Origin of the sequence: Mesotoga sp. H07.pep.5.3, assembly GCF_002752615.1 — a bacterium.
GTDB classification, from domain to species: Bacteria; Thermotogota; Thermotogae; order Petrotogales; family Kosmotogaceae; genus Mesotoga; species Mesotoga prima.
Window position 1 is genome coordinate 83402 of record NZ_AYTV01000012.1, and the last position, 12693, is coordinate 96094.

The window sequence follows — 12693 nt, forward strand, 5'->3', positions numbered from 1 at the left end:
GGGTTCTATTCTGTCTTTTTTTCGAACATGCTTAAAAGATACGAAATCGCCAGTCCAGAAACCAATCCGATAATAATCTGAAGAACATTTGAATTGCTTCCGGGTCTCGTAAATAAATCAGGAAGTGAACCTATCATTAGACCTAGGAGAAAAGCGAATGTCTGACTCCGGAATCTCTTCATCAGAAACTTCATTAATCTGCTCACGAATACAATTCCAAGGATAACTCCAACTCCTATGAACACTATGATTATGAAATCGAAGTGTCTTAATGCAGCTATAGCTCTAGTGTATTCACCCATAATCAACAAAATGAAGGCACCGCTGAGACCTGGCAGAACCATCGCAGCTGCACCGAAGAATCCAGCAAAAACATCATACAAAAGGCTCGCTGTATTGTGATTTAGAACAGCTTCTTTTCCCGGCCCTGAAGCAAGAATGGAAACAAGATAGACGAGCAAACCCCCTATTACAAGGAAAGAAAATGAGCTGGAATCGAATTTCTCGATTCTCTTGAATACAACGGGAGTTCCTCCTATGACAAGTCCCGAAAAGATGCCGTACATCAAAGAAGGAACTCTCGAAAGAGAAACATCTATTAGGGTTGAAAAGCCGAGGATTCCTATAACAATCCCCGCAACAATTTCGATGAGGAAAACGAGATCTTCTTTGCGAATCTTAAAAGCGGACACTGAGGAAATCGAGCCCACGAAACGTTCATACAAGCCTCCAAGGAGTGCAATAGTGCCTCCGCTCACTCCTGGAATAAGATTGGCAAGACCCATGAGGACACCTATAAAGACTACATAGAGCATGAAGCACCTCCATACCTTAATTTCTCCAATTATATATCCTTGAAACGGTATCGTACTTATTGGTGTTGATTATCGGCAATAATTGTCGGCATTGTGTTATAATCCAGATAATAACTACCGGGTTTGGAGGGAATGGAATGACTCTTTTAGAAGCTGAGAACTTGCACGTAGTATTGGCGGAAGATGATGTAAAGATATTGAAAGGGTTGAGTCTCACAATAGGAAACGGGGAGCTACACGTTATTATGGGACCCAATGGTAGTGGTAAATCAACGCTTGCGAATGTGCTGATGGGGAACCCCAAATACAGAGTTACTGGTGGTACTGTGAAATTCATGAATAAGAATATATCTAGATTAACCGTAGATGAAAGAGCTCGAATGGGAATGTTCATGACCTTTCAGCATCCTCAGGAAATTCCAGGGATCAGACTCAGGAGCTTTCTTATGTCAGTCTCTCAAAGTACGGGCAGCAGGGTGCCATTGCTGAAAATGAGCAAGGAAATCGACGAACTATCTCTTGAACTTGGTCTAGAAAGTGAATTAATAGACAGATATTTGAACGTAGGTTTTTCCGGAGGAGAAAAGAAAAAAGCCGAGATAGTTCAGATGAACTTCATGAAGCCAAGGTTTGCGATTCTTGACGAAATAGATTCCGGGTTGGATGTTGACGCTATGAAAAGCATAGCGTTGTCAATAAACAGGTTCAGAAATCCAGAAAACTCAGTTTTATTAATCACACACTATCAGAGACTTCTTGAGTATGTTGAGCCCGACCGTGTCCACATCTTGATCGATGGATCGATAGCAATGAGTGGAGGAAAAGAACTTGTCAGAGAAGTCGAAGAGAATGGATATGAAGCGATCTTTGACTCACTCAAGGGGGTCTGATCATGCGAGAAAAGGTCTTCCTAGACAGTTCAAGGTTTGATTTTCTTTCAAATACTAAGTACCGTTTTATGAGCGAAAGGGGATTCGGAGAGAGCCAAGTAATCGATATATCAAAAAGGAAGAATGAGCCCGAATGGATGCTTAAGAAGCGGCTTCAGTCTTTCAAGGCTTTCAGTCTCTCGAGCAAACCAGGATTCGGAGTAAGCACTGAGAGTCTTGATCTGAGCAGAATAATCTCCTATCTCGGTCCGGATTCCGACAAGCATAGATCCTGGGACGATGTTCCACAAGAAATTAGGGAGACCTTTGAGAAGCTTGGCATTCCCGAGGCGGAGAGAGAATCTCTTGCTGGAGTCGGTGCTCAGTTTGACTCGGAAATTGTGTATCAGAACATAAGAAAGGAGCTCGAAGAGCTTGGTATTGTCTTCCTCGACATGGAGACGGCTGTCAAAAAGTATCCTGAACTGGTAAGGAGATTCTTCATGAAGGCTGTTCCTCCGACAGATCACAGATTTGCGGCACTGCATGGAGCTGTCTGGAGTGGCGGTTCATTCGTTTATGTACCCAAAGGAGTCAAAGTCCCACTTCCTCTTCAGGCATATTTTAGAATGAACGTGGAAAGCAGTGGCCAGTTTGAGCACACGTTGATCATTGCAGATGAAGGTTCCGATCTCCAGTTCATAGAAGGCTGTTCAGCTCCGAGATTCAACGATCTCAATCTTCATGTTGGCATGGTAGAAATCTTTGTTCTAAAGGATGCTAAGGTCAGGTACTCTACGATTCAGAACTGGTCCAAGAACACGTACAACTTGAATACCAAGAGGGCAATTGTCGAAGAAGGCGGAACGATGGAATGGATATCTGGTTCACTGGGAAGCATGAAGACCATGCTCTATCCATCATCTGTTCTAAGAGGCAGGGGTGCCAGAGCTGAGCATCTTGGAATTACCTATGCCGGTCCCGGTCAGCATATGGATACAGGATCGAAGGTGATTCACCTGGCTCCAGACACAAGTTCACTGGTTGATGCCAGAAGCATCAGCATGGGTGGAGGCTGGGCCTTTTATCGAGGTTTTTTGGACATTTCTCGAAGTGCAATGAACTCAAGGTCGTCGGTTAAGTGTACTGCTCTAATGATCGATAATGAATCAAGGGCCGATACTGTTCCAATAATCCAAGTGATGAATAATGCTGCAGAAGTCGGTCATGAGGCCAGAATTGGAAGATTAGGAGAAGAAGAGATTTTCTACCTTATGAGTCGTGGCTTAAGTGAATCGGAAGCCAAAGCGATCATAGTAAGAGGTTTCATGGAACCTGTTTCACATCAGCTACCTGTTGAATATGCAGTTGAGCTGAACAGACTGATAGACACGGAAATGGAAAGCAGCATAGGATGAGGTGGAAGCAATGGAAATGACTACGGAATTGGTTCATGAAAACTTCGAAATGGTTAAACCAACCAGAAGAGAGGAACTGTCAATTAAGGACTACAACAACCGAGATTTTCTGATTTCGGCTGAGGCATCTTCGCCTGCGATGTTGGCTTTCATGAGTAACAGGTATTCAGAGTATAGAACGCTGGCCTTCCCCTCATGGAAAAGATTGAAGCTTACCGGGATGAAATTGCCGGAAATCTCTCCAAGGCGTAGTTTGTCTTACTCAGATCCTTTTGTCAGACCGCTTATTTCGATGAAGAGCGACGAGGTAGAGCTTCTCGATAAACTGGATTTTGAAGGTCTTGACAGAAAGATCCTTCTGCTAGGAGATATCTTCTTCAACGAAGGATCAATGATTTCTATACCTCCGAACAAATCAGCGGAAAAATCTTACTCAGTTGCATTTAACCGTGATTCAAGGATTTCGAGCAATATGTTTGTCTTAGGAGAAAATTCGAGTCTTAAAGTAGTGATCGATAGCGGACGTTTTGGAAACTGGCTGCTTCAGAACAACAGGTTCTTGATAAAGGAAGGCTCATCTTTAGAGCTTTTAGTCCTAAATAGAGTGACTGAAAGGGGACATGTTTTCATCAATAACCTGTATCTTCTTGAGAAAAACGCTAAGCTTAGGGTATTTGAGGTGAATTGTGGCAACGCGTCAACTGCGGCTTTTCACTTGGCTCTTTTAGAAGGAGAGGGGGCTCTTGCATCTTTTATGCCTCTTTTTGTGGCGAGAGGTGATACTGTTCTTGATATGCAATATATTGTTAGGCACAGAGCAAATTGGTCAGAGGGAAGAGTTTCAGGGTCGGGTGTACTACTTGACAACAGTAGAAGTGTTTTCAGAGGAACAATAGATATTAAGAGAGGAGCAAAAGGAGTGAAGGGAAGCGAACACAGCAACATCTTAATGCTATCCGAGTCTGCAAGGGCTGATACAATACCTTCACTTCTTGTGGGAGAGAATCAAGTCGACGCTTTTCATGCAGCAACTGTGGGATCCATTGACGCGCAGAAGCTCTTCTATCTTATGTCGAGAGGACTTACAAGGGACCAGTCTATGAGCATCATCGTTCAAGGTAAGTTTGAGCCGACTTTAAGAGAAATCGATGAGATCTTCCCAGACCACTCGGGGGTGGTAAGAGATGAGTTTGAAAGAGACATCCGATATTAGCATCAAGGAAGTCAGAAGGGATTTCCCTGTCTTTCGACACTATCCGTCACTAGCCTATTTGGATAGCGCGGCGACCGCTCAAAAGCCGCAAAGTGTAATTGATGCAGTCAAGGGGTTTTACGAGCGTGAAAATGCAAATGTGCACAGAGCTGTCTACCCACTTGCGGAGAAATCGACAGCTCTTTATGAATCAAGTCGAAGCGAAGTTGCCAGGTTCATCGGAGCAGAAAGAGACGAATTAATATTCACAAAGGGCTCCACAGAGAGTCTGAACATCATTGCAAATGCACTGGCTACTTCCGGTCGGTACAAAACTTTTGTAGTCCTAACGTTCGAGCATCACAGTAACTTTCTTCCGTGGCAGTTTCACGGCCTGAAGAATGAAATTAAGTTCGTGGCTTTGCCCATCATGGGGGCGGAGTTGACTATGACAGAGGTTGTAGAGAACCTAACTGGGGTAGAGGCGCCGTTTGTCTTTTCTATTGGGGGACTGATTAATGCCACAGGCTACAGAACTCCTTTTGAAGATTTGACTGAGCTTGTCCACTCTTTTGGCGGTTTGATAGTAATCGACGGAGCTCAACTGGTTCCGCATGAGATCTTTGATTTCAAGAAGGTCAACTCGGACTTTCTGGTCTTCTCCGGTCACAAAATGCTTGCAGAAACTGGAATTGGCTGTCTTGTTGGTAGGGCAGAACTCCTGGATGATCTCACACCATTTGTATTCGGAGGCGGTATGGTAGATCGGGTAAGTATTGAGACTTCGAGCTACGCAAAGGAGAGAACTTCCAGACTGGAAGGCGGAACACAGAACATTTCCGGTGCCGTTTCACTTGCATCGGCCTGCAGATACCTGAACAAGATCGGTATGTCCGCGATACATAAGCACGTTTCATATCTTACAGAAACCGCTAGAGAGATGCTAAGAGAGATCTCCAATGTTACTGTTTACAGTCCGCCAGATAGTCATGCGATCTTGCTCTTTTCTCACAAGAATATACACTCTCACGATCTGGCCGAATTCCTTGGAAGAACTCAGGAAGTTGCGATCAGGAGCGGTCATCACTGTGCCCAACTTCAGATGGAGGCTCTTGGCATTACTTCGGCTTGTCGAGCATCATTCTACTTTTACAATACGGTTGAAGATGTGGAAAGACTTATCGAAGGGATTAGTAAGGCAGAGAGGTGGTTCTTATGAACTTCGAGCAACTATATTCCGACTTCATAATGTATCACTTCAAGAACAATAGCCACCGAGGACGGATAGAGGATTGCACTTACACAGTCGAAGGTTCGAACACTTCTTGTGGAGATTCGATCACTCTTTATCTGATTATTGGAAGAGGAGTTGTAGATACTATTGGATTTGAGGGTGAAGGCTGTGCGATAAGTCAGGCGTCAGCTGCAGTCATGACAGAGATTCTTGAAGGTAAGTCACTTGAAGAAGCAGCTGCGACAATTGTGAATTTTGAGAAAATGATACGTGGTGAGGATTATGATGGGTCAAAAATAGGTGATGCCGCTTTTTTTGAGGGGTTGAAGGAACATCCTATGAGAGCGAAGTGCGTAATCCTTCCCTGGAAAACAGCTGCAAAGGTTTTGGTTTCCAAACAACAAAAAAAGACCGGTGCATAACACCGGTAATACTTTGCGCTGAAGTAACCCTACGAAAGGATTATACACCTCTTCAGTCAGGATTATCAACTTTTTTGTTCTTTTCTTTCAAATATTCGTCCAGCTTCTCCTGCTCGTTGCTAAAAAAGTATTCTTTTGGGTTTTCAACCATTTTTGTGACTTCGCCGAAGAGAGAATCAAGGACACCTGTAAGCGTTTCTCTCTCCTTCTCATTAAACTCCGAACTCAGAATACTGGAGATTTTGTCTTCATCGGTTAGGTCGCTCGTATCATTCTCAAGTGCGTTGAAGAATCTTTCGAGTAACTCGTCAACGTTATTCATAATTTATCCTCCTGCCCCAGAAAGCCTGGAAATATAGTTGTTTAGCGAGTAATCGGGAGTCCTCAACTCGCTTATTGTTCCCTTTTCAAGTGAATATATGATAGTAAGCACCGCCTCTTCAGGATCTACATCCTGTTCCTCTTCAAAAGTGTCGATATCCGATCCTCCGTATTCAATTATCCTGGCAATGTTCAGCCCAAAGTCAAAGCTGAGATCCTTGATTTCTTCTATATACTCGTCCACGAACGCTTCGATTGTGAAAGGCAGACCGGAGAGAGACCATCTTTCAAGATACAACAGAGTCTTGAAAATCGCAGTTGTCTTACCCTTGCCAGAAACAAGGAAAGACATCAGATACGAAAGATACTCCTGCTGTGAAGGGAAAAACTGCATCTCAGAAATAAGTGTGGTGAACAGTCCAACTTCGGGTAAAGTGGCCTCTCTCGTTTCGCCTGGAAGAAGCCCTTCAGATAACAGAGAGATTCTCTCAGTCAAATCATCGATCCCCAGTTCAGTAAGAAGCTCTGTAAGCGTCTCGATATTTATCCTTCCGGATTCGATCAATCTGCAATCAGAGAATCCATCTCTGGCAATTTTGTTCTGCAATGATCTATAGTAAAACTCGCTCAGTGGTTCTTCAAAGGGAAGATCTCTCTTTATCTTGCCTTCGGCAAGATATTTGTGAATCAGAAGCACATTCTTAAGCTCCACAAATCTTTCCTCTGTTGCCTCGATCGCGCTATCATAATCGCCCATCATATCAAGTATTCGTGCTTTCAGGACCAGAGCCTTTTCGTCTAGGGTCTCATTATAGTATCTCTCACAGTGAGAAAGAGAGTCCTCAAGCATTCCCATATTCTTCTCTGAGATGGCTAGTTCGTAAAGCACTTCGGAATTTCCACTGATCTTGAATGCAGTCTTCAAATCATCATAAGCCTCAAACAACTTCCCTTGTCTAGCCCTTGAAAAGGAGCGGTTGTAGAGACTCTTCCAGTCTTCCCCGAGCCCGATATTTTCGGAAAAAGTCGCCTCGGCTAAGGAATACTTTTGGGTTTCGTTCAAGATAACCCCCTTCCTGAGAAGGATTTCCGAATAAAGAGGAAACTGTTCATTCACGTTGTCAATAACTTCCATTGCGGCACTGTAATCTCCCTTTGAAATGAAACAGTCAATCGTGGCGACAAAAGGTAGAGGAAACTGTCCTCCAGACTTCTCAACGGACTTCACATATGAAGAGACCGCTTCGTCGTATTCCTCTTGAAGCTGAAACAATCTGCCAAGCTCATAATAACCAATGTAAAATTCCCGATTCATTTCTATCGCTTGTCTCAGCTCAATTTCCGACAACTCAATCTTTCCTTCCTCCCTGAGCAACAATCCGAGATAGAAATGGTACCTATAGTCCTTTTTGATTTTTCCTGCCCTTTCCAGGAACTCCTTCGATTCATCGAAATTGCCGGAATTCAACGATCTTTTGAAGGCTTCATAGTAGTAATAAATGAGGTATGACTCATAATAATCATCGCTCTCCAAAAAGCATTGAGCCTCTAGACCCCTTATGATTATGTCAAGGTCTATTCTGTCCAGGTCAAGAACATTTTCCATGTCCTGGACGAGGATCGGGAGCTTTATCGGGAGATTATTGGCCTTAGCCATTTCTGGCTTCAAAGGAAGGTAAACAATTACCGTTTTGTCATTCAAAATATCACCCGCCAACTCAGGCTTCTCGTTTGCTACAAATCCGCACATATTGTATAATACCAGAAGAGCGTTAGAAGATACAGGAGGTATTCTTTGATGGTTGTTCTTGCATATGTACTGATTTCCCTGCACATTGCGATAAGTGTGGGATTAGGAATTGCCGTAATGATGCAAATGTCTAAGTCCGCGGAGCTGGGCGGGGCTTTTGGAGGCGGTGCGTCTCATACCATGTTTGGCAGAAAGAAGGGGCTGGACACTATGGGTAAAATCACGCTTGGCCTTGCTATCGGATTCATGGTGAACAGTATTTTGATTGCATTTGTAATTTCGAGAGCATTTGGCGCATAAGGTGGTAGAGTTGTTGACCCCTGAGGAACAACTTAAGGAGCTATCCAGGAATCACGTATCGTTGATCTCAGAGGAGGAGCTTCTTAGAAAACTCAAAAGTAAACGGTCGTTGAGGGTTAAGCTTGGTGTAGATCCGTCCAGACCGGATCTTCACCTTGGTCATGCTGTGGTCTTGAGAAAGCTGCGTCACTTTCAGAAGTTCGGTCATCAAGTTGTATTGATCATTGGAGATTTTACGGCTAGGATCGGTGACCCTTCTGGAAGGTCAAAGACGAGACCAATGCTTTCTAGAGAGGAAGCGAAGATCAATGCTGAATCTTACAGCACTCAGGCCTTCAAGATACTTGACAGAGAGCTTACAGAAATCAGATTCAATTCCGAATGGCTGGATGCGATGAGTTTCGAAGATGTTATTCGGCTTTCCTCAAAGTACACGGTTGCCAGAATGATGGAAAGACATGACTTCGCCAGGAGATACGAGGAGAACGAACCAATTGGGATTTCCGAGTTTCTTTATCCTCTCGCTCAGGCCTACGATTCTGTTGTTGTGAAAGCCGATGTCGAGATTGGCGGAGATGATCAGTTCTTCAACCTCGTCGTCGGAAGAAAGATTCAGGAGGAGCATGGCCTTGAGGCCCAGGCGATTCTCACTGTTCCTCTTATTGAAGGGACGGACGGAAAGCTCAAGATGTCAAAGAGCTACGATAATTACATAGCTTTTGACGATACCCCAAGGGACATGTTCGGAAAGCTCATGTCAATTCCCGACACCCTCATACTGAAATATTTCAGATTGCTGACCGACAAGAGCGAAGTAGAACTTTCCGAAATCGAGACAAAGATCAAGAGCAAGTCGGTAAACCCACGGGATTTAAAGCTCGAGCTTGGGGTGGAGATAACATCTCAGTTCTATGGGGAAGAGACGGCGCTCAATGCAAGAGACGAGTTCATAAAAATCTTCAGAAACAAAGAGCTGCCCGGAGAGATACCAGAAATAAAAATCTCGACAGAGAGTGTTTCAGTTGTTGATCTTCTGGTTTCTCATGCTAATATTTCATCAAGAAGCGAAGCGAGAAGACTTATAGACCAGGGCGGAGTGAAAGTCAACGATGAAGTCTTGAATGATATTCATTCCGTTATCGAAATTTCCGATGGAGATGTTCTGAGAATCGGAAAAAAGCGTTTCTATCGCCTTGTCAAGTGCTAATTACTCTTGAATATGGACATATGTTTACTGTATAATTAGTTCGTAGTTTGCTGTAGAAAATGACAACATTTTGAAAGGGGGTAGGATCCATGAAGAAGCTTTCTATACTGACACTGATCGTTGTTGCTTTTGCATCCTTATCTTTGGGTGTCGAGTACAGCGATTTGTCAGAAAATCACTGGGCCTACGACAGCGTTATTAAGACGACAGCCGGTGGATTGTTCATTGGTTTCCCTGATGGCACATTCAGAGGTAGTGAGTTTGCTACGCGTTACCAGCTGGCAATGACTCTTGCCAGGTTTATGGACTATTCTGATGCCGGGGATGCTAAACTCCAGGAAGTGGTTTTCTCTCTTACGAAGAAAGTCGCAGGGCTTTCCCTGGAGATCTCTGACAACAAGAAGAATTTGGTCGATTTAACAGCGGAACTTAGGGCACTTGAGGCAACGGTCGCATCGTTGAAACAAAGTGGAATGACTGGAGACTTTGTGTCGTTGAAAACCTTTGACGATACGGTCGCTTTCCTTTACGATGAGATCGACAGACTCTCCATGGAAGCAGTCACTGCAAATGAAGGAATCGTGCTAATCAGCGAAAGACTTGATTCGATGAGCAGCGTTCCTTCGGATGTTGAGGCTCTTAAGAACAGAGCAACCGATCTCGAAGTTACAGTTAAGCTTCTCGGTCAAGCTATTGCCAATTTGAAGAACGACAATAGCGAGCAGGTAGAGGCAGTTGCTGATTTAACTTCCAGATTTGAGGCTACTGAAAACGTTCTTAACAGTGTGACGTCAGATCTTTTTGCCATGAGGAGAAGTATGGCTACGAAGGACGATCTTTCGACTCTCGAGTCGAAACTAGCAGGCGAAATGCCAGATCTCGAGCCTTATGTAACCAATGAGGACTTAAATGACAAGCTTTCGCTCATGTACACGAGGATCCTCAAGATTCAGGACAGCATTGCCAAGATGCCCGAAGTTAAGTACTACGATGCCGAAATCGAAGAGATTCATGCAGCAATGGAGAATGCTGATGAAACCCTTGAAGTCCTTTTTGATCAGGTCGACCTAAACATTTCCAGACTTGACGATCTGGACGGAAAACTGGCGGAACTCAAATCCGAGCTTTCCACAAAGGCTTCAGCCAGCGATGTGGAAGCAGTAGAGGGAAGGGTCACGGATCTCGAAGTCACAACGAAGATGCTTAGTAATGCGGTTATTGCTGCTAACAAGAGGATTTCGGAGCTCGACTACGTGACGCCCGAGCAGCTAACGGCAAAGATGAATTTCCTCTACAGGAAGCTAGGCCTCGCAGAAGAGAATCTGAAAGCAGAGCTTGGCAATCTCAACGGGGAGCTCGATCTCCTGAGAGATGAAGTGACAGATAACTACGAAATGCTTGAAGTTGCTTTTGACCAAATCGATGCTAACATCGCAGTTCTTGATGATCATGCCGATTCGATTGCTTCCCTCGAAGATAGAACAGGCACTCTTGAGGGTAAGGTTGGAGTTTTGGAAGGAGCAGTAGACAGCCTGGAGAGCATCACTAACACAATGGCAATTCAGATGTTCAAGCTCGACAGAAACAAGGCAGACAAGTCTGCGCTTGAGGCAGCCGAAACTAGAATAGCCGCCCTCGAAGAAAACGATGTGGTTATCGAAGGTAAGATTTCTGCTCTCGAAGAGACTCAGAAGCAGAATGTAATCAATACAAATGCAGCGATTATCCTTTCTTTTGTAGCACTTGCTTTTGGAGCGGTAGGGTTAATCCTGAAATGATCTTTCTGTGCAACTTAGCAACAAGTGGGTTTGCTTTTGTTACATGAAATGTGGTATATTTGCGTTATGCGCATCACCAAAAACCAAAAACACTCTTATAAAGGGGGTAAGTGTGCATGAAGAAGCTTGTTGGAATCTTAGTGGTACTTCTGGCCATCTCGGTTGCTTTCTCGGTTACAGCAGTGACTCTGAATCCCTACTTGGAAGGTAATCTTTGGGGTAAAGTTGAGTTAGACAAGACAGGATTGACTACAGACCTAGGTTTCGATGTTTATTCAATCGGTTTTGGAGCCGCGGCCGATGTTGACGGCCTCACATTCAGCCTTGCTATTGATCTCGTTGCGCCTAGTGTAACGCTCGACTCTTTCACAGTGGAAAACGAGAAGGCATCTGCCAGCTGGTACGCTGCAAAGTCATTTGGTTATGACGACGGATACGGTCTCAGCTGGTTCTCGTATTACGGCACCACAAAGGGAACCACGTTCGTTTTAAATCTTAAGGAACTTGGCCTTCAGGCCGCTACTCAGGAACCTGATCTGCTTGGAGCAAGCGACAGGATAGCTCTGAGAGGAGCATGGGACATCTTTTCGTTCTCTGCCCAGACAGGCCTAAAGGATCTCAAGTGGAGCGGCGATGTTATTCTTGAAGCAAGCTTGACTCCTTTCAAGGGTCTTACCGTTACGGGTGGCGTGGATGCAAGTGACCTTACTGGAACACCTGTGTTCAATTATGTTGTAGATGTTGGCTATGTTCTTGAAGTAGGTCTACTGACCCTCAATCCTTATGCAAGGTATTCTGATGCACTTGGCCAGTGGGTAGGACTGAATGTTGGATACGGTATTGGTGTTCTAACAATCGATGCAAACGTGCAGTATGACATTGCAGCCAATGCCCTCGGTGCATGGATACAGCCGGTTATTTCCAAGGATGGAATCGGCTATGCGGGAGTCAAGTTTGTGTATAATTACGACTTCGTAACTCCTGCACAGACCATGGAGCTTGGCTTCCTGGTTAAGTCTCTCGGATGGACAGCGGGTCCTGTTAGTCTCGACGTTTTCGTAGGTTCCGGCGATTTCAGAACCAGGGATGATGTTAACTTAGTGGGTTTTGGTTATGAAATTCTTACAGACGTCCTTGCCGACTGGACAAATATCTCCGCTTATGCAGAGGGTGCTCTTTCGCTTGAAATGGGCAGCTTTAAGCCGACAATCGGTGCCAGCGGTGGATACTACATCAAGGATTCTGCATCTGCTCTTAATGTAAACGTTAGCTTCCCTGTTCTTGATCTAGTTACTTTCAGTGCTAGTGTTGACATTCTTCCAGCAGTTGACTGGTCACTCGGACTGTATTTCGATAAGTACTTCTGATTTAATTAGAGTAAATGCCG

Annotated in this window: 12 protein-coding genes; 9 read left to right on the top strand and 3 right to left on the bottom strand. The window is 44.4% G+C overall.

Annotation, left to right across the window (positions count from 1 at the left end):
- Positions 1-5: 5 nt before the first annotated feature.
- On the bottom strand, positions 6-815 hold the full coding sequence (locus V513_RS04095) for a DUF368 domain-containing protein (protein WP_099771822.1): 810 nt from the start codon (positions 813-815) through the stop codon (positions 6-8).
- Between the two features lie 137 nt (positions 816-952).
- On the opposite strand from V513_RS04095, the gene sufC reads away from it, so the two are divergent.
- Genes sufC through sufU form a run of 5 tightly spaced genes read left to right on the top strand, consistent with a single transcriptional unit; the run spans position 953 to position 5950 of the window.
- Positions 953-1705: a Fe-S cluster assembly ATPase SufC gene (gene sufC / locus V513_RS04100; RefSeq protein WP_099771823.1), complete on the top strand. Its 753-nt coding sequence runs from the start codon at positions 953-955 to the stop codon at positions 1703-1705.
- A gap of 2 nt (positions 1706-1707) precedes the next feature.
- Positions 1708-3102, top strand: a complete 1395-nt coding sequence (sufB, locus tag V513_RS04105) for a Fe-S cluster assembly protein SufB (RefSeq protein ID WP_099771824.1) — start codon at positions 1708-1710, stop codon at positions 3100-3102.
- A gap of 10 nt (positions 3103-3112) precedes the next feature.
- Complete coding sequence (locus V513_RS04110; protein WP_099771825.1) at positions 3113-4315, top strand: SufB/SufD family protein; 1203 nt, start codon at positions 3113-3115, stop codon at positions 4313-4315.
- Positions 4287-5513, top strand: coding sequence for an aminotransferase class V-fold PLP-dependent enzyme (locus V513_RS04115; protein ID WP_099771826.1), 1227 nt, complete (start codon positions 4287-4289; stop codon positions 5511-5513). Before V513_RS04110 ends, V513_RS04115 begins: the two co-directional genes overlap by 29 nt.
- Positions 5510-5950, top strand: coding sequence for a Fe-S cluster assembly sulfur transfer protein SufU (gene sufU / locus V513_RS04120; RefSeq protein WP_099771827.1), 441 nt, complete (start codon positions 5510-5512; stop codon positions 5948-5950). The genes V513_RS04115 and sufU overlap by 4 nt, the downstream gene beginning before the upstream one ends.
- Before the next feature lie 52 nt (positions 5951-6002).
- Here sufU and V513_RS04125 read toward each other — a convergent pair whose 3' ends face one another.
- Both V513_RS04125 and V513_RS04130 read right to left on the bottom strand, forming a co-directional pair.
- Entirely contained in the window at positions 6003-6272 is a 270-nt protein-coding gene (locus V513_RS04125) for a chromosome segregation protein SMC (RefSeq protein ID WP_099771828.1), read from the bottom strand.
- A 3-nt stretch (positions 6273-6275) separates the two neighbouring features.
- Positions 6276-7973 (bottom strand): tetratricopeptide repeat protein, encoded by a 1698-nt coding sequence (locus V513_RS04130; protein ID WP_099772278.1) that lies wholly within the window; start codon positions 7971-7973, stop codon positions 6276-6278.
- Positions 7974-8069: 96 nt separating this feature from the next.
- Between V513_RS04130 and secG the strand changes: the two genes are divergently transcribed.
- The 4 genes from secG (at position 8070) to V513_RS04150 (ending at position 12673) form a co-directional block, all read left to right on the top strand.
- On the top strand, positions 8070-8321 hold the full coding sequence (secG, locus tag V513_RS04135) for a preprotein translocase subunit SecG (RefSeq protein WP_006491783.1): 252 nt from the start codon (positions 8070-8072) through the stop codon (positions 8319-8321).
- Between the two features lie 13 nt (positions 8322-8334).
- Positions 8335-9528, top strand: coding sequence for a tyrosine--tRNA ligase (tyrS, locus tag V513_RS04140; RefSeq protein WP_099771829.1), 1194 nt, complete (start codon positions 8335-8337; stop codon positions 9526-9528).
- A gap of 89 nt (positions 9529-9617) precedes the next feature.
- Complete coding sequence (locus V513_RS04145) at positions 9618-11306, top strand: S-layer homology domain-containing protein (protein WP_099771830.1); 1689 nt, start codon at positions 9618-9620, stop codon at positions 11304-11306.
- 116 nt (positions 11307-11422) lie between these two features.
- Positions 11423-12673 (top strand): hypothetical protein, encoded by a 1251-nt coding sequence (locus V513_RS04150; protein WP_099771831.1) that lies wholly within the window; start codon positions 11423-11425, stop codon positions 12671-12673.
- The last annotated feature ends 20 nt before the right edge of the window (positions 12674-12693 follow it).

Coding starts and splice junctions, on each gene's coding strand:
- V513_RS04095 (WP_099771822.1), bottom strand. CDS start 815: ATGCTCTATGTAGTCTTTATAGGTGTCCTCATGGGTCTTGCCAATCTT.
- sufC (WP_099771823.1), top strand. CDS start 953: ATGACTCTTTTAGAAGCTGAGAACTTGCACGTAGTATTGGCGGAAGAT.
- sufB (WP_099771824.1), top strand. CDS start 1,708: ATGCGAGAAAAGGTCTTCCTAGACAGTTCAAGGTTTGATTTTCTTTCA.
- V513_RS04110 (WP_099771825.1), top strand. CDS start 3,113: ATGGAAATGACTACGGAATTGGTTCATGAAAACTTCGAAATGGTTAAA.
- V513_RS04115 (WP_099771826.1), top strand. CDS start 4,287: ATGAGTTTGAAAGAGACATCCGATATTAGCATCAAGGAAGTCAGAAGG.
- sufU (WP_099771827.1), top strand. CDS start 5,510: ATGAACTTCGAGCAACTATATTCCGACTTCATAATGTATCACTTCAAG.
- V513_RS04125 (WP_099771828.1), bottom strand. CDS start 6,272: ATGAATAACGTTGACGAGTTACTCGAAAGATTCTTCAACGCACTTGAG.
- secG (WP_006491783.1), top strand. CDS start 8,070: ATGGTTGTTCTTGCATATGTACTGATTTCCCTGCACATTGCGATAAGT.
- V513_RS04145 (WP_099771830.1), top strand. CDS start 9,618: ATGAAGAAGCTTTCTATACTGACACTGATCGTTGTTGCTTTTGCATCC.
- V513_RS04150 (WP_099771831.1), top strand. CDS start 11,423: ATGAAGAAGCTTGTTGGAATCTTAGTGGTACTTCTGGCCATCTCGGTT.